The organism is Pseudomonas sp. SJZ074 (genome assembly GCF_007828215.1).
Lineage (GTDB): Bacteria > Pseudomonadota > Gammaproteobacteria > Pseudomonadales > Pseudomonadaceae > Aquipseudomonas.
Map to the genome: position 1 here is coordinate 41,194 of NZ_VIUE01000021.1, position 23,442 is coordinate 64,635.

Below are 23,442 nucleotides of genomic sequence, written 5' to 3' on the forward strand. Positions count from 1 at the left end.
ACTGCGTCGAACGGCGCTGTGCGCCATCCCCCTGCTGAACGCCTGCGCTCAGCCTGCCGAAGGGGCGGAAGATCAAAAGCCGCGGCGTGGCTTATGGATAGGTTTGGTTCTAACGGGCGTGCACTGGCCCATTGTGGGAGCGGGCTTGCTCGCGAAGACGGAGTGTCAGTCAAACAGATGTTGCTGACCCAGCGCTTTCGTCGGATCGCCCACCCGGAGCAGGCCCCTCACGGCAACAGCAATTCAACCCCCTGCTTGCGGATGCCATCGGCCGCCGCCTGAGCCAGGGCGTTGTCGCTGATGATGAAGTCGAACTGTTCCAGCCCGGCGATGCGGTACATGCTGAAGGTGCCGTACTTGGAGCTGCTGGCCACCAGCACCACTTGCGAGGCCGACTGCATCGCTACCTGCTTGACCTCCACTTTCAAGGCCGATGGCGTGGTGATGCCCCGTTGCAGGTCCCACGAACTGGTGGACATGAAGGCAATGTCCGTCACTATCTGACGTAAGGTCGCCACCGCCAGCCCGCCGACGCAGGAGTGATTGGAATGATCCAACTGCCCGCCGGTATGAATCACGGTCACCTGCGGTGCTTCCATCAGCGCCTGGACCACGCCGAAATCGTTGGTCACCACCGTCATCCCCGACAACGCCTTGATGTAAGGCACGATCTCCAGCGTGCTGGTGCCGGCATCCAGGTACACCGTCATGTCATCCTTGAGCAGCCTGGCCGCCAGTTTGGCCATGGCCTGTTTCTGCGGCAGTTCCACCACGGCCTTGGACTGGTGGCTCGGCTCGCTGTGCAACTGGCTGGCGATGCGCACCCCACCCGTCACCGAATAGGCTCGACCTTCCTGCTCCAGCAGGGCGATGTCGCGGCGCACGGTCATGTGCGAGCAATCGAACATCTCCATCAACTGATGAACGCTCAGCACCTGATGCTTGCGCAACTGACGCAGGATCTGTTCCCGACGCTGCTCGGGAATCATCGGTGCAGGGCTGTCGTTGGCCATGTCCTTGGAGGTGGGCATTGGTGTGGGCTCGGTGACTGATAGGGCAGGGGAGCGTACATAGTAGCGAATCCGCGGGAGGCGGACGAGGCACAAAGCCGAGCAAGCTCCCTCGCCACGATTGTCTTGTACAGATTGTTTATCCGCTTCAATTCCATCAGCGCGGTACTGGCAACGGAGTGTCAGTACTAAGGCTATCAGTCCAGGCTAGGACCGATAAGTGATCTGTCACTCGGTCGGCGTCGACATCAGCCAAGGCCTCGAGGGTCAGGCAACTGCGTTCAGTTATCTGATCAAGGTTCTCGGCCAGTTGTACGCCCAGCGGGGATAAACCCCCTCGCCACAGATCTCCGGTTGCTTTCAGGAATACAGGCATAAAAAACCCGCATCTCGCGACGCGGGTTTTTTTCACAACGACACTGCCCAGGCGATCAGCCCGTCAGGCCCGCCTGCTGGACCAGGGTCAGCAACGGCTGCGGGTACACGCCGAGGAAGAACGCCAGGATGGCGATGGCCAGCAGCATCACGCCGCCTGCCTTCTGTTCCCAGTGCAGCTCGGCATCGTGACGACGCAGGTTGGGTTCCATCAGGTACAGGGTGACCATGACGCGCAGGTAGTAGAACACGCCGATGGCACTGCCCAGCACCAGGGAGCCGACCAGCCACCATTGGTGAGCCTCGACGCCGGTGGCGACGATGTAGAACTTGCCGATGAAGCCGGCGGTCAGCGGGATGCCGGCCAGGGACAGCATCATCACGGTCAGCACGGCGGTCAGGTACGGACGGCGCCAGAACAGGCCGCGGTATTCGTACAGCGCGTCGGCGTCGCGGCCGTTGTACGGCGAGGACATCAGGGTGATCACGCCGAAGGCGCCGAGGCTGGTGATCACGTAGGTGACCAGGTAAACGCCGATGGCTTCCACCGCCAGGCCCTTGCTGGCGATCAGGGCGATCAGCAGGTAACCGAAGTGGGCGATGGACGAGTAACCCAGCAGACGCTTGAGGTTGCTCTGGGTCAGTGCCAGCAGGTTACCGAACAGGATCGACGCAATGGCGATGATGGTCAGTACGTTGCTCAACACACCGCTGCTGGCCACGGGCGAGATCTGGAACAGACGCACCATGACCGCGAACACTGCTACTTTCGAGGCAGTGGCCAGGAACGCCGCCACCGGCGCCGGGGCGCCTTCGTAGACGTCCGGGGTCCACAGGTGGAACGGCACCAGCGACAGCTTGAACGCCAGGCCGATCAGCATCATGCCCAGGCCCAGTTGTGCGATCGGGCTGGGCAGGCCGGTGGCCGCCAGGGCCTGGCCGATGCCGACGAAGCTCAGGGTACCGGCTTCCGCGTAGAGCAGCGCCATGCCGAACAACAGGAACGCCGAACCGGCGGCCGACAGCACCATGTACTTGATGCCGGCTTCCAGGGAGCGCTTGTTGAAGAAGGCGTAGGCCACCAGGCCGTAGACCGGCACCGACAGCAGTTCCAGGCCGATGAACAGGCTGGCCAGGTGCTGTGCGCTGACCAGGACCAGGCCGCCGGCGGCGGCCATCAGGATCAGCAGGTACAGTTCTTCGCGGTTGCCCGGGTAACCCGAACCGCCGTCGCCGAGGTAGGCGTGGGCGAGGGTGACGCAGGCGAGGGTGGCGACCAGGATCAACGCCATGTACAGGCAGGCGAAGCTGTCGATCTGCAGCAATGGCGTGACCGCCAGAGGCGCGACTTTCAGGGCCGGCAGGATCGACAGCAAGGCCAGGTTCAGCCCTGCCACCGACAACAGGAAGGTCTGTGAGTGATTGCGCCGCCAGGCGATCGCCAGCATCACCACGATGATCGTGGCGCTGGTGATCAACAGCGGTGCAAGCGCGATAAAGTGTTGAATCGTGAATTCCATAGCGCTCTTACCGGGCCGAAGCGAGTTGAGAGAAGGCGGTGCCGAGCCACTGCTGCACGCCATGCATGGTGGCGGCAGACGTGTCGAGGAACGGCTGCGGGTAGACGCCGAGGTAGACCAGCAGCATCGCCAGGCCCAGCACCATGATCAGTTCGCGACCGTCCATGCCGCGCAGCACTTCGTCCGACTTCGACGGGCCGAAGTAGGCGCGGTGGATCATGATCAGTGAGTAGACCGAACCGAACACCAGGCCGGAGGTGGCGATGGCGATGATCCACGGCGAACTGGCAAACGTGCCGATCAGGATCAGGAACTCGCCGACGAAGTTGCCGGTGCCCGGCAGGCCCAGGGAGGCGGCTGCGAAGAACAGGCTGATGGCCGGCAGGTAGGCGATGCGCGACCACACGCCACCCATCTCACGCATGTCGCGGGTGTGCAGGCGCTCGTACAACTGACCGCTGAGAATAAACAGCGCCGCCGCCGACAGGCCGTGGGCGAGCATCTGGATCACCGCGCCTTGCAGGGCGAGCTGGCTGCCGGAGTAGATCCCGATCAGCACGAAGCCCATGTGCGAGACGCTGGAGAACGCGATCAGGCGCTTGATGTCGGTCTGGGCGAACGCCAGGAACGCACCGTAGAAGATTCCGATCAGGCCCAGGGTCATCGCAATCGGCGCGAACTCGGCCGAGGCGTTGGGGAACAGCGGCAGGGCGAAACGCAGCAGGCCGTAGGCTGCCGTCTTCAGCAGGATACCGGCCAGGTCCACGGAACCGGCGGTCGGCGCCTGGGCGTGGGCATCCGGCAGCCAGGAGTGGAACGGCACCACCGGCAGCTTCACCGCGAAGGCGATGAAGAAACCCAGCATCAGTACGTACTCGGTGCTGCGCGACATCTGTACTTTCAACAGGTCGGCGTAGTTGAAGGTAATCACGCCGGTGTTGTTGAAGTTGACCAGCACCAGGCCCAGGATCGCCACCAACATGATCAGGCCGGAAGCCTGGGTGAAGATGAAGAACTTGGTCGCCGCGTAGATCCGGGTCTTCTTGCCGTCCGAAGAACTGTGACCCCAGAGCGCGATGAGGAAGTACATCGGCACCAGCATCATTTCCCAGAAGAAGAAGAACATGAACAGGTCCAGCGCCAGGAACACGCCGACGACACCGCCCAGGATCCACATCAGGTTGAGGTGGAAGAAGCCGACGTGACGCTGGATCTCTTTCCAGGAGCAGAGGACCGAGAGGATCCCCAGCAGGCCGGTCAGCAGGATCATCAGCAGCGACAGGCCGTCGAGGGCCAGGTGCACGCTGATGCCGAAGCGTTCGATCCAGAGGTGCTTGAATTCAAGCGCCCAGGTCGGGTTGGCGCCGGGGGCAGGGGCGAATGAATAGTCGCCGGTCGCCCACAGCCAGAGGCCGAGCGCGAGTTCCAGGGACATGGTCAGCAGCGCAATCCAGCGCGGGAGCGTGGAGCTGGAGCGCTCCGCGATCCAGCACAGCAGGCCGCCGATGAAGGGGATCAGGATTAGCCAGGGCAGAATCATGACGGGCTCGTTTCCTTTCGCAAGTTCGCAAGGTTCATATCAGACCGCTACCAGCACGATGGCGCCGATAACCAGCACGGCGCCAGCCGCCATGGAAGCCGCATACCAACGCAGTTGACCGGTCTCGGTACGGCTCAGGGCGGTGTGGCTGCCCTTGGCCATGCGCGGGATCAGGCCAATGGTCTGGTCGAGCGGGTCTTTGCGCAGAATGTGGCTGATCGCAAGGTATGGCTTGACGAACAGTTTGTCGTAGATCCAGTCGAAGCCCCAGGCAGCGAACCACCAGGCCGAAAGGACACGGCCAAGGCCGCTGTTGGCGATCGCGGTCACGAAGCGACGCTTGCCCAGGAACAGCAGGGCGGACAGCAGGATACCCGCCAGGGCGATGGCGCCGGAGGCGATTTCCAGGCTGTGCTTGGCTTCGCCGCCGGCATGGCCGACGCTCTGCGGCAGTACACCGTGCAGCGGCGGGGTGATCATGGCGCCGACGAAGGTCGACAGCACGATCAGCACCGACAGCGGCAGCCAATGGGCAATCCCATGGCCGGCGTGGGCTTCGGTCTTGGCTTCACCATGGAACGCGATGAAGATCAGGCGGAAGGTGTACAGCGAGGTCATGAACGCACCCACCAGGCCGGCATAGAGCAGGCCCTGGTTACCGCTGGCGAACGCTTCCCAGAGGATCTCGTCCTTGGAGTAGAAGCCGGCGGTGACCAGTGGCAGGGCCGCCAGGGCCGCGCCACCGACGATGAAACTGGCGTAGGCCAGCGGCAGCTTCTTCCACAGGCCGCCCATCTTGAAGATGTTCTGCTCGTGGTGGCAGGCCACGATCACCGCGCCGGAGGCAAGGAACAGCAGCGCCTTGAAGAACGCGTGGGTCATCAGGTGGAAGATCGCGCCTTCCCAGGCACCGACGCCCAGGGCCAGGAACATGTAGCCGATCTGGCTCATGGTCGAGTAGGCGAGGATCCGCTTGATGTCGGTCTGCACCAGGGCGGCGAAGCCGGCCAGGACCAGGGTCACGCCACCGACGATGCCCACCAGGTGCAGGATGTCCGGCGCCAGGGCGAACAGACCGTGGGTACGGGCGATCAGGTAGACGCCTGCGGTCACCATGGTGGCGGCGTGGATCAGGGCCGAGACCGGGGTAGGGCCGGCCATCGCATCCGCCAACCAGGTCTGCAGTGGCAGTTGCGCGGATTTACCGACGGCGCCGCCCAGCAGCATCAGGGTCGCCAGGACGATCCAGAAGTCGCCGACCTTGAAGTGCTCGGGTGCCTTGACCAGCAGTTCCTGGATATTCAGCGTGCCCAGTTGCTGGAACAGGATGAACAGGCCGATGGCCATGAACACGTCGCCGATGCGGGTGACGATGAACGCCTTGAGTGCCGCGTTGCCGTTGTTGCGGTTGCTGTAGTAGAAACCGATCAACAGGTACGAACACAGGCCCACGCCTTCCCAGCCGAAGTACAGGAACAACAGGTTATCGCCGAGCACCAGGAACAGCATGCTGGCGATGAACAGGTTGGTGTAGGCGAAGAAACGCGAGTAACCGGCTTCACCGCGCATGTACCAGGAGGCGAACAGGTGGATCAGGAAACCCACGCCGACCACGACACCCAACATGGTGATCGACAGGCCGTCGATGTACAGGGCGAAGTTCGGCGTGAAGCCTTCCACCGCCATCCATTGCCACAGCACCAGGGTGTAGTGGCCACCTTCGGGCGGTGCAACGTTGAACTGCCAGATCACGTAGGCGGCAACAATCGCCGACAGGCCGATGGAGCCGACGCCAACCAGCGCCGAGAGGTTTTCCGACCAGCGTCCACGGGAGAACGCCAGCAGCAGGAAACCGATCAGGGGAAATACGAAAGTCAGAAAGATCATGTTCATCCGCGCATCTCACTGGCAGCGTCGATATCGAGCGTGTGGAAGCGGCGATACAGCTGCAACAGGATCGCCAGGCCGATACTGGCCTCGGCGGCTGCCAGGCTGATCACCAGGATGAACATGATCTGTCCATCGGGCTGCGCCCAGCGAGCGCCCGCGACGATGAAGGCCAGGGCGGCGGCATTCATCATGACCTCCAGGCTCATCAGCACGAACAGAATGTTGCGGCGGACCATCAGGCCGACCAGACCGAGACAGAACAGGATGCCGGCAACTGCCAGACCGTGTTCGAGAGGGATAGCAGGCATGTGATTACTCCTTCGCCTCGTTACGGCCCAAATGGAACGCCGTGACGGCTGCGGCAAGCAGCAGCATCGAGGCGAGTTCGACCACCAGCAGGTACGGACCGAACAGGCTGATGCCCACGGTCTTGGCGCCTACGGTGGTGTGGCCGATGGCCTGGCCGCTCTGGTGAGCGAACAGCACATACAGCAGTTCACCCAGCAGCAGGGCGGCGAGAATCACCGGCCCCGCCCAGATGCCGGGCTTGAGCCAGTTGCGCTCCTGCTGGACCGAGGCCGGGCCGAGGTTCAGCATCATCACCACGAACACGAACAGCACCATGATGGCGCCGGCGTAGGCGATCACTTCCAGGGCCCCGGCGAACGGCGCGCCGAGAGCGAAGAAGGTCATGGCCACGGCGATGAGCGAAATGATCAGGTAGAGCAGGGCATGTATGGGATTGGTGTTGGTGACCACACGAAGCGTGGACACCACAGCGATACCCGATGCGAAATAGAAAGCGAATTCCATCTTTCTTCCTTAAGGCAGCAAGCTCTTCACGTTGATCGGTTCGGCTTCGTTCTGCGCGGCGCCTTTCGGCTTACCGGCAATGGCCATACCTGCAACACGATAGAAGTTGTAATCAGGGTTTTTACCGGGACCGGAAATCAGCAGATCTTCTTTCTCGTACACCAGGTCCTGACGTTTGAAATCCGCCATTTCGAAATCCGGCGTGAGCTGGATCGCGGTGGTCGGGCATGCTTCCTCGCAGAGGCCGCAGAAAATGCAGCGCGAGAAGTTGATGCGGAAGAAGTCCGGGTACCAGCGACCGTCTTCGGTTTCAGCTTTCTGCAGCGAGATGCAGCCCACCGGGCAGGCCACGGCGCACAGGTTGCACGCCACGCAGCGCTCCTCGCCGTCGGGGTCGCGGGTCAGGACGATGCGGCCGCGGTAACGCGGCGCCAGGTAGACCGGCTCTTCCGGGTATTGCAGGGTGTCGCGCTTGCGGAAGCCATGGCCGAAGATCATGACCAGGCTACGCAGTTGGGTACCGGTACCCTTAACGATGTCGCCAATATATTTGAACATGGGTCAAATCCTCACTGAACCGCGGCCGCAGGCGTGTTCATCAACACGATCGCAGCGGTCACCAGCAAATTGATCAGGGTCAGTGGCAGGCAGAATTTCCAGCTGAAGTCCATCACCTGGTCGTAGCGCGGGCGCGGGATGGCGGCGCGCAGCAGGACGAACAGCATGATGAAGAACGCGGTCTTCAGGGCGAACCACACGAAGGACAGTTGCGGCAGGATGTCGAACGGACCGTGCCAGCCGCCGAAGAACAGCGTCACCAGCAATGCCGAAATCAGGACGATACCGATGTACTCGCCCACGAAGAACATGCCCCATTTCATGCCGGCGTATTCAATGTGGTAACCGTCGGCCAGTTCCTGTTCCGCTTCCGGCTGGTCGAACGGGTGACGGTGGGTCACGGCCACGCCAGCGATGAAGAAGGTACAGAAGCCGAAGAACTGCGGAATGATGAACCACAGGTTCTGGGCCTGGTACTCGACGATGTCGCGCATGTTGAACGAGCCGACCTGGACCACCACGCCCATCAGCGCCAGGCCCATGAATACCTCGTAGGACACGGTCTGGGCCGATGCCCGCAAGCTACCCAGCAGGGCGTACTTGTTGTTGCTCGACCAACCGGCGAACAGCACCGCGTACACCGACAGGCCGGCCATGGCAAAGAAGAACAGCAGGCCGATGTTCAGGTCCGCCACACCCCAGGTCGGGGTGATCGGGATGATCGCGAAGGCAATCAGCAAGGCGCTCATGGCCACCACCGGCGCCAGGGTGAAAATCACCTTGTCGACAAAGGGGGGTGTCCAGTCTTCCTTGAAGAACATCTTGATCATGTCGGCGGCGATCTGGAACATGCCGAACGGGCCGACGCGGTTAGGACCGTAGCGGTCCTGCCACCAGCCCAGCAGGCGACGTTCGACAAAGCTCAGCAACGCGCCTGTGACCACCACGGCCAGCAGGATCACGATGGCCTTGAGGACCGTCAGGATCACATCGATCACTTCAGGGGTGAACCAGCTCATTGCGCTGCCTCCTGCAGACCGTCGACGGTTTTACCGAACACCGCCGGTGGAATGCCCGCCAGGCCGGCCGGCAGGGCCACCAGGCCGGCGCCCAGTTCTTCATTGATGCGCAGCGGCAGACGCAAGGTCTGGCCGGCGACGTTCAGGCTCAGCAGGGCGCCGTCGTTGACGCCCAGGCGATCGGCTTCGGACTTGGCCAGGGCCACGTAGGCAGCCGGGATGCGTTCCTGCACCGGCGCGGCCTTGGAAGAGTTCTCTTCGCTGCCGAACAGGTGATGGAACGGCACGACCTGCCAGGTGCCTGGTGCCGGGTTGAAGGCGCGCGGTACGCTGGCGAACCAGCTCAGGCCATCGCCCTGGCTTTCGATCAGGCGCGTGCCCGGGTCACCGGCACGCAGGTGACCGCCGACTTCGTCCTGGAACTTGTTCCAGGCCTGCGGCGAGTTCCAGCCCGGCGACCAGGCGAACGGCACTTGCGAGCGCGGTTCGGCGGAGCCCGAGTAACCTTCCATGGAGAAGGCGAACGCGGTGTCCGTGTCCTGCGGGGTGCGTGGTTCGTGAACGTTGATGTTGGCGCGCATGGCGGTGCGGCCGGAGTAGCGCAGCGGTTCACGGGCCAGTTTCAGGCCCTTGATGCGGAACGAAGCGGACGGTGCGGCGTCGACGATGCCGGCCAGTTGCGCGGTGCTGGAGGCACAGGCAGCGGTGACGTGGTCCAGTTGCGTCCAGTCGATCGGCTGGTTCAGCAGGGTGGCGCGCAGCGCATGCAGCCAGCGCCAGCCTTCGTGGACCAGGATGCTGGCGTCCAGGTATTGCGGGTCGAAGACCTGGAAGAAGCGCTGGGCGCGACCTTCCTGGCTGACCAGCGTACCGTCGCCTTCGGCGAAGCTCGCCGCCGGCAGCACCAGGTGGGCGCGGTCGGTGGTGGCGGTTTTCTGGTGGTCGGCCACGATCACCACTTTAGCGGCGTTCAATGCGGCGTCCACACGGGCTTTGTCGGTGCGGGTGTACAGGTCGTTCTCCAGCACCACCATGGCGTCGGCGCTGCCGTCGATCACCGCTTGCAGGGCGGCATCCACCGATTCGCCACCGAGCATGGCCAGGCCGAGGCTGTTGGCTTCCGGCACGATCAGGCTGATGGAACCGTTCTTCTCGCGCAGCTTCAGGGCCTTGGCGATATTGGCGGCGGCCTCGATCAGGGCCTTGGAGCCCAGGGAAGTACCGGCGATCACCAGCGGACGCTTGGCCGCCAGAAAGGCATCGGCGATGCGCTGGACCAGGGCGGTCGCTTCGCTGTCCAGGCCTTCGACGGCCGGGGCGCTGGCGTCCAGGGCGTGGGCCACGGCAAAACCGATGCGCGCCAGGTCGTCAGGGGCAGCGTGGACGCATTCCTCGGCGACGTCGTCGAGCTTGGTTTCGGCCAGGCTGGCGATGAACAGCGGGTTCAGCTCATGCTGGCCGATGTTCTTCACGGCTGCGTCGAGCCACGGCTGGACGCGCATGGCGTCGGCCATGTCCTCGGCCTTGCCCTTGACCGACTGGCGCAGGGCCAGGGCCATGCGGGCGGCGGTCTGGGTCAGGTCTTCGCCGAGGACGAACACGGCGTCGTGGTCTTCGATGTCGCGCATCGTCGGCACGGGCAGCGGGCTGTCCTTGAGCACTTGCAGCACCAGGCGGATGCGCTCCAGCTCAGCGGCTTCGATACCGCTGTAGAAGTGCTCGGCGCCGACCAGTTCGCGCAGTGCGTAGTTGCTTTCCAGGCTGGCCCGTGGCGACCCGATGCCGACGATGTTGCGGCCGCGCAGCAGTTCGGCGGCCTTATCCAGGGCTTCGTCCAGGCTCAGCTTGGTGCCGTCGGCCAACAGCGGTTGGCGAGGGCGGTCCGTGCGGTTGACGTAGCCGTAGCCGAAGCGGCCACGGTCGCAGAGGAAATACTGGTTCACCGAGCCGTTGTAGCGGTTCTCGATGCGACGCAGTTCGCCATAGCGCTCGCCCGGGCTGATGTTGCAACCGCTGGAGCAGCCGTGGCAGATGCTTGGCGAGAACTGCATGTCCCACTTGCGGTTGTAGCGCTCGGAGTGGGTCTTGTCGGTGAACACACCGGTCGGGCAGACCTCGGTGAGGTTGCCGGAAAACTCGCTTTCCAGGGTGCCGTCTTCAACGCGACCGAAGTACACGTTGTCGTGGGCACCGAACACGCCCAGGTCGGTGCCGCCGGCGTAGTCCTTGTAGTAGCGCACGCAGCGGTAGCAGGCGATGCAGCGGTTCATCTCGTGGGAAATGAACGGACCCAGTTGCTGGTTCTGGTGGGTGCGTTTCTTGAAGCGATAACGGCGCTCGTTGTGGCCGGTCATCACGGTCATGTCTTGCAGGTGGCAGTGACCGCCTTCCTCGCAGACCGGGCAGTCGTGCGGGTGGTTGGTCATCAGCCATTCGACGACACTGGCGCGGAACGCCTTGGATTCTTCATCGTCGATGGAGATCCAGGTGTTGTCGGTGGCGGGGGTCATGCAGGACATGACGATCCGACCACGGGTGTCGTTTTCGTCGGTGTACTGTTTGACCGCGCACTGGCGGCAGGCCCCGACGCTACCAAGCGCGGGATGCCAGCAGAAATATGGGATGTCGAGGCCTAGCGACAGACATGCCTGTAACAGGTTGTCTGCCCCGTCGACTTCGAGCGCTTTGCCGTCTACGTGGATAGTGGCCATGGTTCAAAGTTCTTCGTTGGCCCGGTGTCAGCGGGCGTGGCTAATGGAATCTTGTCGTTCGTCCGAATCCAAACAGCCTGCAAAGGCGTCATCGGACGAAAGGCGAAGGGCACGGACCCTTCGCCTTCTTAAGCGTGTTACGCGCCGACCATGGTCGGCGTGACCACCTGATTGAGATCGCCTGCGCGGGTAGGCGCGATGCCGGCCTCGAATTCAGAGCGGAAGTATTTGATCGCGCTGCCCAACGGCTCCACGGCACCCGGTGCGTGAGCACAGAAGGTCTTGCCTGGGCCGAGGAAACCCACCAGACCCAGCAGGGTCTCGATGTCGCCGGGCTGGCCTTCGCCGTTCTCGATGGCCATCAGCAGCTTGACGCTCCAGGGCAGGCCATCGCGGCAAGGGGTGCAGAAGCCGCAGGACTCACGGGAGAAAAACTGCTCCATGTTGCGCAGCAGCGACACCATGCTGACGCTGTCGTCCACCGCCATGGCCAGGCCGGTACCCATGCGGGTGCCCACCTTGGCGATGCCGCCGGCGTACATCTGCGCGTCCAGGTGTTCCGGCAACAGGAAGCCGGTACCGGCACCACCGGGCTGCCAGCACTTGAGTTTGTAGCCGTCGCGCATGCCGCCAGCGTAATCCTCGAACAGCTCGCGGCCAGTGATGCCGAAAGGCAGTTCCCACAGGCCGGGGTTCTTGACCTTGCCGGAGAAGCCCATGAGCTTGGTGCCCATGTCTTCGCTGCCGTCGCGGGCCAGGGATTTGTACCAGTCCACGCCGTCGGCGATGATCGCCGGCACGTTGCACAGGGTCTCGACGTTGTTCACGCAGGTCGGCTTGCCCCACACGCCCACGGCTGCCGGGAAGGGTGGCTTGGAGCGTGGGTTGGCGCGGCGGCCTTCCAGGGAGTTGATCAGTGCGGTTTCTTCACCGCAGATGTAACGCCCGGCGCCGGTGTGGACGAACAGCTCGAAATCGAAGCCGCTGCCCAGGATGTTCTTGCCCAGGAGGCCCGCGGCCTTGGCTTCTTCCACGGCACGGTTCAGGTGCTTGGCGGCGGTGGTGTATTCGCCGCGCAGGAAAATGTAGCCACGGTAGGTTTTCAGCGCACGGGCGCTGATCAGCATGCCTTCGATCAGCAGATGGGGCAGTTGCTCCATCAGCATGCGGTCCTTCCAGGTGTTGGGTTCCATTTCATCCGCGTTGCACAGCAGGTAGCGGATGTCGATGGATTCGTCCTTGGGCATCAGGCCCCACTTCACGCCGGTAGGGAAGCCCGCACCGCCGCGACCCTTGAGGCCGGAGTCCTTCACGGTCTGGACGATGTCGTCCTGGGCCATCTGGGTGAACGCCTTGCGCGCAGCGGCGTAGCCGTTTTTGGCCTGATACTCGTCCAGCCACACCGCTTCGCCGTCGTCACGCAGACGCCAGGTCAGGGGATGGGTTTCGGCCGAACGCTGGATGCGGTTGGCGGGCCCGAAGGAAGTCAGGGTCATACGTAGCCCTCCAGCAATTTGGCGACGCCGTCTGGTTTGACGTCACCGAAGGTGTCGTCGTCGATCATCAGCGCCGGGGCCTTGTCGCAATTGCCCAGGCAGCACACCGGCAGCAGCGTGAAGCGGCCGTCGGCGGTGGTCTGGCCCAGGCCGATGCCCAGCTTGCTCTGGATTTCGCTGACCACGGATTCGTGGCCACCGATGTAGCAGACCATGCTGTCGCAGACGCGAATGATGTGGCGGCCTACAGGCTGGCGGAAGATCTGGCTGTAGAAGGTGGCGACGCCTTCGACGTCGCTCGCCGGGATGCCGAGGATCTCGCCGATGGCGTAAAGCGCGCCGTCAGGCACCCAGCCACGTTCCTTCTGGACGATCTTCAGGGCTTCGATCGACGCCGCGCGCGGGTCTTCGTAGTGATGCAGCTCGTGCTCGATGGCCGAGCGCTCGGTTTCGCTCAGGGCGAAACGGTCTGTCTGGATAAGCGTGCTGTTCATGCTTAGCGGTCCACGTCGGCCATAACGAAATCGATACTACCCAGGTACGCGATCAAGTCCGCGACCATGCTGCCTTTGATCACCGAAGGGATCTGCTGCAGGTGCGGGTAGCTTGGGGTGCGGATCCGGGTGCGGTAGCTCATGGTGCCGCCGTCGCTCGTCAGGTAATAACTGTTGATGCCCTTGGTCGCTTCGATCATCTGGAAGGACTCGTTGGCCGGCATGACCGGACCCCACGAAACCTGCAGGAAGTGCGTGATCAGGGTCTCGATGTGCTGCAGCGTGCGCTCCTTGGGCGGCGGCGTGGTCAGCGGGTGATCCGCCTTGTACGGGCCTTCCGGCATGTTGCGCAGGCATTGCTCGATGATCTTGACGCTCTGGCGCATTTCCTCGACGCGAACCATGCAGCGGTCATAGGCATCGCCGTTGGCCGCCAGCGGTACTTCGAATTCGAAGTTCTCGTAGCCGGAGTAGGGGCGTGCCTTGCGCAGGTCGAAGTCGCAACCGGTAGAACGCAGGCCAGCACCAGTGACGCCCCATTCCAGAGCTTCCTTGGTGTTGTAGGCGGCGACGCCGATGGTACGGCCCTTGAGGATGCTGTTCTGCAGGGCGGCCTTGGTGTATTCGTCCAGACGCTTGGGCATCCACTCGACGAAGTCCTTGACCAGCTTTTCCCAGCCACGTGGCAGATCGTGGGCCACGCCACCGATGCGGTACCAGGCCGGGTGCAGGCGGAAACCGGTAATGGCTTCGATCACCGTGTACGCCTTCTGGCGGTCGGTGAAGGTGAAGAACACCGGCGTCATGGCGCCGACGTCCTGGATGTAGGTGCCCAGGAACAGCAGGTGACTGGTGATACGGAAGAACTCGGCCATCATGATGCGGATGACGTCGACCCGGTCCGGTACCTTGATCCCGGCCAGTTTCTCGACCGAAAGCACGTACGGCAGGTTGTTCATCACGCCGCCGAGGTAGTCGATGCGGTCGGTGTACGGAATGTAGCTGTGCCAGGACTGGCGCTCGGCCATTTTCTCGGCGCCACGGTGGTGGTAGCCGATGTCCGGGACGCAGTCGACGATCTCTTCGCCGTCCAGTTGCAGGATGATGCGGAACGCACCGTGGGCCGAAGGGTGGTTCGGGCCCAGGTTGAGGAACATGTAGTCCTCGTTGGCGCCCGAACGCTTCATGCCCCAGTCTTCAGGCTTGAAGCGCGCGGCTTCTTCCTCGAGCTGCTGTTTGGCCAGGGACAGGCTGAACGGGTCGAACTCGGTGGCGCGGGCCGGGAAGTCCTTGCGCAGCGGGTGACCTTCCCAGGTCGGCGGCATCATGATGCGCGACAGGTGCGGGTGGCCGGGGAAATCGATCCCGTACATGTCCCACACTTCACGTTCGTACCAGTTGGCGTTCGGCCAGATGCCGGTCACGGTCGGCACGCTGAGGTCGCTCTCGGACAAGGCGACCTTGATCATTACGTCACTATTACGCTCGATCGACATCAGGTGATAGAACACGGTGAAGTCGACGCCGTCGGGCAGGCCCTGGCGCTTGGTGCGCAGGCGCTCGTCCACGCCGTGCAGGTCATAGAGCATGACGTACGGCTTGGGCAGGTTGCGCAGGAAGGTCAGGACTTCGACGAGTCTGGCGCGAGCAACCCAAAGCACCGGCATGCCGGTGCGGGTCGGCTGGGCGGTGAACGCCTCGGGGCCAAAACGGTTGTTCAGTTCGACGACCACATCCTGGTCGTCTGCCTTGTAGGGCGGGATGTACAGAGCACTGCCTGTAGTCATGGTTATTTATCGCTTTCGGTCAACGTAAAGAATGAAGCCAGGTTCGTGTTTCTTGTTCAGGAACAGAGCTGGATCAGACTTCGTCGGGGCTGCGCAGGTTGGTGACTGCGATACGCTGTTCGCGGCGCTGTTCCTTTTGCGATGGCATCTCGGCGCGATAGACGCCTTGATCGCCAACGACCCAGGACAGTGGGCGACGCTCCTGGCCAATCGATTCCTGCAACAGCATCAGGCCTTGCAGGAAAGCTTCGGGGCGGGGCGGGCAGCCAGGCACGTAGACGTCCACGGGCAGGAACTTGTCCACCCCTTGAACGACGGAATAGATGTCGTACATGCCACCGGAGTTGGCGCACGAACCCATGGAGATCACCCATTTCGGTTCGAGCATTTGCTCATAGAGACGCTGGATGATCGGCGCCATCTTGATGAAGCAGGTACCGGCGATAACCATGAAATCCGCCTGACGCGGCGATGCCCGGATTACCTCGGCGCCGAAGCGCGCGATGTCGTGGGGCGCCGTGAAGGCGGTGGTCATTTCCACGTAGCAGCACGAAAGGCCGAAGTTGTACGGCCACAGGGAGTTCTTGCGACCCCAGTTGACCGTGCTGTTCAGCACATCTTCGAGCTTGCCCATGAAGATGTTCTTGTGGACTTGATCTTCTAACGGATCGGAGACGGTTTCCCGTTCGCCAATCGGATACTGCTCGTTAGGAGCATCGGGGTCGATCCTGGTGAGATTGTATTGCATTGCCAAAGCCTCATTGTTTCAGCTTCGCTTGCCGCTTGCGCCGAGCTTCCGGAGCCCAATCAAGTGCCCCCACCCGGAATAGGTAGACAAGACCTGCCAACAGAATTGCTATGAAAACGAGAGCTTCGACAAATCCGGTCCAGCCGCTTTCGCGGACGGACACAGACCAGGCAAAGAGAAAGAGGGCTTCGATATCGAAGATCACGAAGAGCATCGCGACCAGATAGAATTTGGCTGAGAGCCGCAAGCGGGCGCCACCGGTAGGCAGCATGCCGGACTCGAACGGTTCGTTTTTGCTGCGGCCCCAGGCTTTTGACCCGAGCAGGCTCGACAGCCCGAGCATGAAGGCACACAGGCCGACGACACCCAGAAGGAAAATGGCAAAGCCCCAGTTGTGGGCCATGAGTCCTGTCGCTTCGGGCATGCTGGAAATCCTTAACAGAGGGCAAAGGGCCTCTGAGCTTGAAAGAAATAACGCAGTGACGATATGTCGCAGCAATCAATCGCGGTGATTTTATGGCTAAACACCGGGCAAGTAAAATTCCTATAGCGAAATTATTTATTGGAATAAGGACATAGCGCTCCTCCAAAGCTGCGCAACCCCGGCCCTGCGGGCATTGGCCGACTATTCATCCATTCTGCTTTATTCGTGCTGCAACAATGATAATGCCTTTCAAATGATAATTATTATTGTTTGTCCGGGTTTTTCATCAATAACCCGGCACAGTAGCTGAGAACTTTTCTTACAGGGTTGCGACTGCAATTGTCAGCGCTGGCCGTTTTACTCTTTTTCAGACTGCCTGTTACTGCGTTCGATCAATTTTTCTATCGGCGCGCCAAAGGGAAAGGGTCGGTAAGGGGTTGGATCTGCATGAGGGGTCGCTCCCATAGAAGCCAGGCTTGTTCGCGCCGTCAGCGGCGCGGTCCCGGAGCATTGGAGCGTCAAGCGAAACCTCTTTGCCAACAAAAATCGGCACGAGGCCTAACCTAGAGCCTTGAACGATTGGTGGCAAATGGCTATCTTTGCAGCTCACTTATCTAATCATCTATATCAATATTGGTTAGGTAATCGCTCCCTTAATAGCTGCGTCAGTCTTCATCGTTCGCGGCTGATTACCAAAGGAATGTCATGAATTCTTGGATCGCGAATATCAGCGTTATGCTCAAGTTGGCTTTGGGCTTTGCCGTTGTGCTGCTTCTGACCGCTGTCCTTGCCGCGACCGGCTGGTTCAGTCTGGGAAAAATGATCGAGCGCACTGATCGAATGACCAGCATTACCGAACTCGGCAACCGTCTTGATGAGTTGCGCACGGCTCGCTTGCAATACCAGCTGGACAAGGGCGATGAACAAAAGGGGGCACTGATCCAGGCGGCGCTGGAGCAGTTTGTCGCCAAGCAGAAAAGCCTCGCAACCGAGTTGAAGAAACCTGACAACCTGAAAAAACTTGCGCTGATCGAGCAGGCCAGCGCGCAGTATCAAGTGGCACTGAATACGATGCGTGAGGCTTATCGCAAAGACGCAGCCATGCGCAAGGAGATGGGGGTCAATGCGGTCAAGGGGGGCGCGCTGATTGCCAAGGTCATCAATGACGTAGAAGCAATGCCTGCTTCGGATGAGCGACGTTTCGAGTTGTACAGGATCATCCTCAAGGCCAAGGAGGACGTGGCGTTGGTGCGCTATGAAGTGCGTGGCTACACCGGCAACCCCAACAGCGCCACCGAACAAGCCGCCAGCCGCCAGATCGAAAATACGCTCAAGGGCATTGAAACCCTCAACGGCGCTTTCGGCCCGGCCTATGCCGACACCATCAAGCAGCTGGAAACCGCACTGATTGCTTACCGCCGTTCGGTGCAGGACTTCACCGCCAGCAACCAGGCCATTGGCAAGGCTGTGCAGGACACCATCGACTTGGGTGGCACCATTACCCGTCTGTCTGAAGAAATGTATGCCAGCCAACTGGTCTCCCGTGACGAAGACAGCGCCCAGGCCCGCATCCTGCAACTGAGCTGTACTGCCTTGGCGATGCTGTTGGGGATTCTTGCGGCCATGATCATCACTCGCCAGATTACGCGGCCGTTGCAGGACACATTGGCTGTGGTCGATCGCATTGCAGCAGGCGACCTCACGCAAGACATGGTCGTGACCCGTCGTGATGAACTGGGTGTCTTGCAGCAAGGTATCCAGCGCATGGGCGCCACGTTGCGCGACTTGATCGGTGGCATCCGCGATGGCGTCACTCAGATCGCCAGCGCCGCCGAAGAGTTATCGGCCGTCACCGAGCAGACCAGCGCCGGGGTTAATAGTCAGAAGACCGAGACCGACCAGGTGGCTACCGCCATGCACGAAATGTCGGCCACCGTGCATGAAGTCGCGCGTAATGCCGAACAGGCTTGCACGGTTGCCTCAGAGGCCGATGCACAGGCGCGTATTGGCGACCAGGTTGTCGCGCAGGCCATCGTTCAGATCGAGCGCTTGGCCAGCGAAGTCGGGCGCTCCGTCGACGCCATGGATGAGTTGGAACAAGAAAGCGCACGCATCGGCAAGATCATGGACGTGATCAAGGCGGTGGCTGAGCAGACCAACTTGCTGGCCCTTAACGCCGCCATTGAGGCTGCCCGCGCGGGTGACGCCGGGCGCGGATTTGCCGTGGTCGCCGACGAAGTACGTGGGCTGGCCCAGCGTACCCAGCATTCCACCGAAGAGATTGAAAGCCTGGTGGCGGGCTTGCAGAACGGCACACGCCAGGTGTCGAGCATCATGCGAAATAGCCGCGAACTGACCGATAGCAGCGTGGAATTGGCCGGCAAGGCTGGCGTCTCTCTGGGCAACATCACCCAGGCGGTTTCTGGCATCCAGGCCATGAACCAGCAGATTGCCGCTGCTGCGGTGCAACAAAGCTCGGTGGCCGAGGACATCAGCCGCAGTATCCTGAGCGTGCGCGATGTGTCCGAACAGACCGCCTCGGCCAGCGAAGAAACCGCCGCTTCCAGCGTCGAGCTGGCGCGCCTGGGTAACCAGTTGCAGCAACTGGTCAGTCACTTCAAAGTGTAAAAAAAACGGCAAAAAAAAGCCCCGAACCAGTCGGGGCTTCAAATCGTCGGCTTTGCGGTTAGTTTTTATCCGGTCCGCAAGGGCCGTTACTCATCGATCAGTGGAACTGCTCTTCTTCGGTCGAGCCGGTCAGTGCGGTCACCGACGAAGCGCCGCCCTGGATCACGGTGGTCATGTCGTCGAAGTAGCCGGTGCCCACTTCCTGTTGGTGAGCCACGAAGGTGTAGCCTTTCGCGGCGTCGGCGAACTCCTGCTCCTGCAGCTTCACATAGGCGGTCATGTCGTTGCGGGCGTAGTCGTGCGCCAGGTTGAACATGCTGTGCCACATGTTGTGAATGCCGGCCAGGGTGATGAATTGGTGCTTGTAGCCCATGGCGGACAGTTCGCGCTGGAATTTGGCGATGGTCGCGTCGTCCAGGTTTTTCTTCCAGTTGAAGGAAGGCGAGCAGTTGTACGACAGGATCTGGTCCGGGTATTCCTTTTTGATCGCTTCGGCGAAGCGACGAGCTTCGTCCAGGTCCGGTTTGGCGGTTTCGCACCAGATCAGGTCGGCGTACGGCGCGTAGGCCAGGCCACGAGCGATGGCCTGGTCGAGACCGGCGCGCACCTTGTAGAAGCCTTCCTGAGTGCGGGTACCTGTCACGAACGGCTGGTCGTACGGGTCGCAGTCGGAAGTCAGCAGGTCAGCGGCGTTGGCGTCGGTACGGGCCAGGATGATGGTCGGTACACCAGCAACGTCGGCGGCCAGACGGGCAGCGGTCAGCTTCTGCACGGCTTCCTGGGTCGGTACCAATACCTTGCCGCCCATGTGGCCGCATTTCTTCACCGAGGCCAGTTGGTCTTCGAAGTGAACGCCGGCGGCGCCTGCTTCGATCATGCTCTTCATCAGCTCGTAGGCGTTCAGGACGCCGCCGAAACCGGCTTCGGCGTCAGCCACGATCGGTGCGAAGTAGTCGATGTAGCCTTCATCGCCTGGATTCTTGCCGGCTTTCCACTGGATCTGGTCGGCGCGACGGAACGAGTTGTTGATGCGCTTGACCACGGTCGGAACCGAATCCACCGGGTACAGCGATTGGTCGGGGTACATCGACTCGGCGGAGTTGTTGTCCGCGGCCACTTGCCAGCCCGACAGGTAGATCGCCTGGATGCCGGCCTTGACTTGCTGTACGGCCTGGCCGCCGGTCAGGGCGCCCATGCAGTTGACGAAATCTTTCTCGGGACGGAAGGCTGGCTTGGCGCCCTGGGTCACCAGGTTCCACAGCTTTTCGGCGCCCATTTTCGCAAAGGTGTGCTCAGGTTGAACCGAGCCACGCAGGCGGACGACGTCAGCAGCGGAATAATTGCGCTTCACGCCTTTCCAGCGTGGGTTCTCAGCCCAGTCTTTTTCAAGGGCTGCAATTTGCTGTTCGCGTGTCAGTGCCATGGAAATAAACCTCGTCGCATCGTCGGGTGTGGAAGATTCCTGCTCCTGCCGATTCGCCAGTCATTGGCGAAGAAGGCTGCTCGCTGGCCAGGGGGCCGGGCGTACAAGTCGGTTCAGGCGGGGAGGCGACGGGATGAACGATGGGCTCGAGGGGAAAGTGAGCAGGTAGAGGCGGACTGCGGGCGCATTCGGGCGTCGTGGGCCCTGGTACGAACTCAGAGTGATGCCGGGTTACCTAGTTACGCTTCCGTCCCTCGGGACAACTTCGTTCCAGTCGCAACCTCGTCAAACACACCTTGTGGGCAGTACAGACACGGATCGGCTTGCGGGGTAGGTGCAAGCGGCGACCCGAAGGCCCTTGCCAGGGCCCCTGATTAGCGGGAGCGAGGCCATCATGCCTTCGGTTTTTTGGCTCGTCAAACGTTTTGTAGTGCTTTTTTTCAAGCACTACATCTTTGGTCTAATACGACTCATCAGTCAGTTTTTGGTGCTTCAGTTCAGGGTATCGACCTTAACCCGCAGAATCATGTCGTCGCGGCCTTGTGTCGAGTAGCTGCGGGTCAGGCCCTGTTTATCGGCCTGAGTCTGGCGATTCACGCCGGCCAAGGTGATCCATTCGCCCAGTCGGCCGCTGACCGTCGTGTCGGTGCTTTGAACGTTCACTACATCGGGACGTTCCTGGCTCATGCGGTCACGGTTGGTACTGATGCTCAGATGAACGGTCTCGCCGGTGACGCTCGCCGTGACATAGAAACCCTGAGTGACATTGCGGTATTCGGTCTGGCTTTGCATGCGCCCATAGGTGTCGGTCTGGCTGCTGGTGAACGGTACGCTCTGGCCCACCTGGATCAGCGCCGGCTGGCCTTCGCTGGCCTGCACCTGTTGCACGCCACCGTCACGGCTGGCCGTGCTGCGGTTGATGATGCGGGTCTGGCCGGGGGCGGCGCCGTTGATGGAGTAACCCTGGTCGCCTTGCAGGTTGTTCTCGTTGGTGTCGACCGTGATCAGCAGGCGCTTGGGCGCGGTGTCCAATTGCGCGAGGAATTCCCGCAGCTCTTCGATCTTGCCCGGGGCGGCGTTGACGATCAGTTGATTGCCATAGGCGCTGACCTGGCCGTCCTTGCCGATGAAGTTCTGCGCCACCGGAAGCAGGTCGGCGCTGGTGCGGTAGTTCAATGGCACGATTTGCGTGTCGGCCATGACCGACAGGCTACAACCGAGCAGCAGGGTGGCCAGGAGGGTGCGTAGCGACATTCCATTTCTCCGCGAGACAAAGGCTTGATATTGCCAGTTTGTCGGCCCAGGGTGGGGCAAGTTGAATGATAGACGGCAAAACGCCCCGGCATCGGGGATGGCGGGGCGTTTTGATGTGAGCTGAGTGATTACTTTGTGGCGAGGGGATTTGTGTCAGGCCGAGTGTCGCACCATGTCCACATGGGGAATCCCGGCTTCCAGGAATTCCTCGCTGACCACGGCAAAGCCCAGTCGCTCATAGAACGGCGTGGCATGCACCTGGGCGCTGAGCATCTGTTGCTTGAGCCCGCGTTTTTCGGCTTCGGCGATGACTGCATGCAACAGCGCGTCGCCCACCTTCAGACCGCGCCAGTCCTTGAGCACCGAGACCCGGCCAATGTGACCGTCGGTCAGCAGGCGGGCGGTGCCGATGGGGAAGTCGCCTTCGAAGGCGAGGAAATGCACCGCGCCCTGATCGTCGGCGTCCCATTCCAGCTCGGGCGGGACGGACTGCTCGACAATGAATACGCTCTCACGAATGCGCCGGATCTCGGCGTTTTCCTTTTGCCAGTCTGCGACACGAACGTGGATTTTATTCATCGGCGAACCCCAGGCTGCCTTGCTTGACCAGCTCATGGATCAGGCCGCGACCGTCTTCATCGGCCAGCCATGGGCTGAGGTTTTCAATGTGCAGGGCATCGGCCGCGCAGATCATTTTCAGTAGCTCGCGAAGCTTGCCCGGCAGGTAGCGGCTCTGGCCGCTGGCGAACAGCAGCAGGTCGTCATCGACTTCCGACCAGGCCAGGCGCGCGCTCGGGTTGCGGATGATCACGGCGCCCTGTTCCAGGCCGGCCAACAGGTCGTCCTCTTCCAGCTCGGGGCCTACCACCAATTCGGGGTAGCGCGGCTCCGTCATGAACTGGCCGAACCAGGTCAGCAGCAGGCGTTCGTCGCTCATGTGCTCGGCCAGCAGGCCCTTGAGGCGGTCGAGGGCGTCGTGTTGAATCTGGTGCGGATCGGCCACTGGGCGCGCATCGGCGTCGGTGTAGCGTTCTTCGTCCGGCAGGAACTGGCTGAGGAAGTCGGTGAAGTGGGTCAACACTTCGGCGGCGCTCGGTGCGCGGAAACCGACCGAGTAAGTCATGCAGTCATCCACGGCCACGCCGCAATGGGCCAGGCGCGGCGGCAGGTAGAGCATGTCACCCGGTTCCAGGACCCATTCGTCGGTGGCGTCGAAGTCGGCGAGGATGCGCAGGTCGGCATGGGGTAACAGCGGGCTGTGGGAGTCGCACATCTGGCCGATCTTCCAGTTGCGCTTGCCGTGGCCTTGCAGCAGGAACACGTCGTAGTTATCGAAGTGCGGACCGACGCTGCCACCTGGGGCGGCGAAGCTGATCATCACGTCGTCGATGCGCCAGCTCGGCAGGAAGCGGAAGTGTTCCAGCAGTTCGCTGACTTCCGGGACGAACTGGTCGACTGCCTGCACCAGCAGGGTCCAGTCGCGCTCCGGCAGTTTGCTGAATTCGTCTTCGGCGAACGGGCCGCGACGCAGTTCCCACGGGCGCTCGCCGTGCTCGAGCACCAGGCGCGATTCGACTTCTTCTTCCAAGGCCAGGCCGGCCAGCTCGTCGGCGTCGATCGGGCTTTCGAAGTCAGGAATCGCCTGGCGGATCAGCAGCGGCTTTTTCTGCCAGTAATCGCGCAGGAACTCCCGTGCCGTGATGCCGCCCAGGAGTTGCAGAGGAATGTCAGGATTCATGTGTAACCTATTGA

At 61.7% G+C, this 23,442-nt stretch carries 19 protein-coding genes and 2 pseudogenes; 2 read left to right on the forward strand and 19 right to left on the reverse strand.

Annotated elements, in window-relative coordinates; genetic code table 11:
• Positions 1–227: 227 nt before the first annotated feature.
• The 15 genes and pseudogenes from FBX99_RS20075 to FBX99_RS20145 all read right to left on the reverse strand — a co-directional run bounded on the left by FBX99_RS20075 (position 228) and on the right by FBX99_RS20145 (position 16,385).
• Positions 228–1,031 carry a DeoR/GlpR family DNA-binding transcription regulator gene (locus FBX99_RS20075; RefSeq protein ID WP_144930341.1) on the reverse strand — a complete coding sequence of 268 codons (804 nt, stop codon included), beginning with the start codon at positions 1,029–1,031 and terminating at the stop codon, positions 228–230.
• 136 nt (positions 1,032–1,167) lie between these two features.
• Positions 1,168–1,308: pseudogene (locus FBX99_RS29250) on the reverse strand (CopG family transcriptional regulator); the annotation flags it as partial.
• 133 nt (positions 1,309–1,441) lie between these two features.
• Positions 1,442–2,905, reverse strand: coding sequence for an NADH-quinone oxidoreductase subunit NuoN (gene nuoN, locus FBX99_RS20085; RefSeq protein ID WP_144930342.1), 1,464 nt, complete (start codon positions 2,903–2,905; stop codon positions 1,442–1,444).
• 7 nt (positions 2,906–2,912) lie between these two features.
• On the reverse strand, positions 2,913–4,445 hold the full coding sequence (gene nuoM, locus FBX99_RS20090) for an NADH-quinone oxidoreductase subunit M (RefSeq protein WP_144930343.1): 1,533 nt from the start codon (positions 4,443–4,445) through the stop codon (positions 2,913–2,915).
• 39 nt (positions 4,446–4,484) lie between these two features.
• Positions 4,485–6,338 carry an NADH-quinone oxidoreductase subunit L gene (gene nuoL, locus FBX99_RS20095; RefSeq protein WP_144930344.1) on the reverse strand — a complete coding sequence of 618 codons (1,854 nt, stop codon included), beginning with the start codon at positions 6,336–6,338 and terminating at the stop codon, positions 4,485–4,487.
• On the reverse strand, positions 6,335–6,643 hold the full coding sequence (gene nuoK, locus FBX99_RS20100) for an NADH-quinone oxidoreductase subunit NuoK (protein WP_017131317.1): 309 nt from the start codon (positions 6,641–6,643) through the stop codon (positions 6,335–6,337). The genes nuoL and nuoK overlap by 4 nt, the downstream gene beginning before the upstream one ends.
• 4 nt (positions 6,644–6,647) lie before the next feature.
• Positions 6,648–7,148 (reverse strand): NADH-quinone oxidoreductase subunit J, encoded by a 501-nt coding sequence (gene nuoJ, locus FBX99_RS20105; protein ID WP_024779321.1) that lies wholly within the window; start codon positions 7,146–7,148, stop codon positions 6,648–6,650.
• A gap of 9 nt (positions 7,149–7,157) precedes the next feature.
• Positions 7,158–7,706 carry an NADH-quinone oxidoreductase subunit NuoI gene (nuoI, locus tag FBX99_RS20110; RefSeq protein WP_024779320.1) on the reverse strand — a complete coding sequence of 183 codons (549 nt, stop codon included), beginning with the start codon at positions 7,704–7,706 and terminating at the stop codon, positions 7,158–7,160.
• An 11-nt stretch (positions 7,707–7,717) separates the two neighbouring features.
• On the reverse strand, positions 7,718–8,725 hold the full coding sequence (nuoH, locus tag FBX99_RS20115; RefSeq protein WP_024779319.1) for an NADH-quinone oxidoreductase subunit NuoH: 1,008 nt from the start codon (positions 8,723–8,725) through the stop codon (positions 7,718–7,720).
• Complete coding sequence (gene nuoG, locus FBX99_RS20120) at positions 8,722–11,436, reverse strand: NADH-quinone oxidoreductase subunit NuoG (protein ID WP_144930345.1); 2,715 nt, start codon at positions 11,434–11,436, stop codon at positions 8,722–8,724. The genes nuoH and nuoG overlap by 4 nt, the downstream gene beginning before the upstream one ends.
• A gap of 137 nt (positions 11,437–11,573) precedes the next feature.
• Positions 11,574–12,932 carry an NADH-quinone oxidoreductase subunit NuoF gene (nuoF, locus tag FBX99_RS20125; RefSeq protein WP_144930346.1) on the reverse strand — a complete coding sequence of 453 codons (1,359 nt, stop codon included), beginning with the start codon at positions 12,930–12,932 and terminating at the stop codon, positions 11,574–11,576.
• Positions 12,929–13,426 carry an NADH-quinone oxidoreductase subunit NuoE gene (nuoE, locus tag FBX99_RS20130; RefSeq protein ID WP_053157826.1) on the reverse strand — a complete coding sequence of 166 codons (498 nt, stop codon included), beginning with the start codon at positions 13,424–13,426 and terminating at the stop codon, positions 12,929–12,931. Before nuoE ends, nuoF begins: the two co-directional genes overlap by 4 nt.
• 2 nt (positions 13,427–13,428) lie before the next feature.
• Complete coding sequence (gene nuoC / locus FBX99_RS20135) at positions 13,429–15,213, reverse strand: NADH-quinone oxidoreductase subunit C/D (RefSeq protein WP_144930347.1); 1,785 nt, start codon at positions 15,211–15,213, stop codon at positions 13,429–13,431.
• 73 nt (positions 15,214–15,286) lie between these two features.
• Positions 15,287–15,961 (reverse strand): NADH-quinone oxidoreductase subunit B family protein, encoded by a 675-nt coding sequence (locus FBX99_RS20140; RefSeq protein ID WP_024779314.1) that lies wholly within the window; start codon positions 15,959–15,961, stop codon positions 15,287–15,289.
• Positions 15,962–15,971: 10 nt separating this feature from the next.
• Positions 15,972–16,385, reverse strand: coding sequence for an NADH-quinone oxidoreductase subunit A (locus FBX99_RS20145; protein ID WP_024779313.1), 414 nt, complete (start codon positions 16,383–16,385; stop codon positions 15,972–15,974).
• An 840-nt stretch (positions 16,386–17,225) separates the two neighbouring features.
• On the opposite strand from FBX99_RS20145, the pseudogene FBX99_RS29645 reads away from it, so the two are divergent.
• Both FBX99_RS29645 and FBX99_RS29650 read left to right on the forward strand, forming a co-directional pair.
• Positions 17,226–18,110 (forward strand): annotated as a pseudogene (locus tag FBX99_RS29645) (methyl-accepting chemotaxis protein); the annotation flags it as partial.
• Positions 18,111–18,308: 198 nt separating this feature from the next.
• On the forward strand, positions 18,309–19,013 hold the full coding sequence (locus tag FBX99_RS29650; RefSeq protein ID WP_371921435.1) for a methyl-accepting chemotaxis protein: 705 nt from the start codon (positions 18,309–18,311) through the stop codon (positions 19,011–19,013).
• 97 nt (positions 19,014–19,110) lie between these two features.
• Here the strand turns inward: FBX99_RS29650 and aceA are convergent, their stop codons facing one another.
• From aceA to FBX99_RS20170, 4 genes are all read right to left on the reverse strand, one after another.
• On the reverse strand, positions 19,111–20,436 hold the full coding sequence (gene aceA / locus FBX99_RS20155; protein ID WP_144930349.1) for an isocitrate lyase: 1,326 nt from the start codon (positions 20,434–20,436) through the stop codon (positions 19,111–19,113).
• A gap of 492 nt (positions 20,437–20,928) precedes the next feature.
• The gene (locus FBX99_RS20160) at positions 20,929–21,690 is read right to left on the reverse strand and encodes a secretin N-terminal domain-containing protein (protein WP_144930350.1); all 762 of its coding nucleotides are present in this window, start codon (positions 21,688–21,690) and stop codon (positions 20,929–20,931) included.
• A 153-nt stretch (positions 21,691–21,843) separates the two neighbouring features.
• Complete coding sequence (locus tag FBX99_RS20165) at positions 21,844–22,269, reverse strand: GNAT family N-acetyltransferase (RefSeq protein WP_144930351.1); 426 nt, start codon at positions 22,267–22,269, stop codon at positions 21,844–21,846.
• Positions 22,262–23,428, reverse strand: coding sequence for a cupin domain-containing protein (locus FBX99_RS20170; RefSeq protein ID WP_144930352.1), 1,167 nt, complete (start codon positions 23,426–23,428; stop codon positions 22,262–22,264). The genes FBX99_RS20165 and FBX99_RS20170 overlap by 8 nt, the downstream gene beginning before the upstream one ends.
• Positions 23,429–23,442 lie beyond the last annotated feature (14 nt).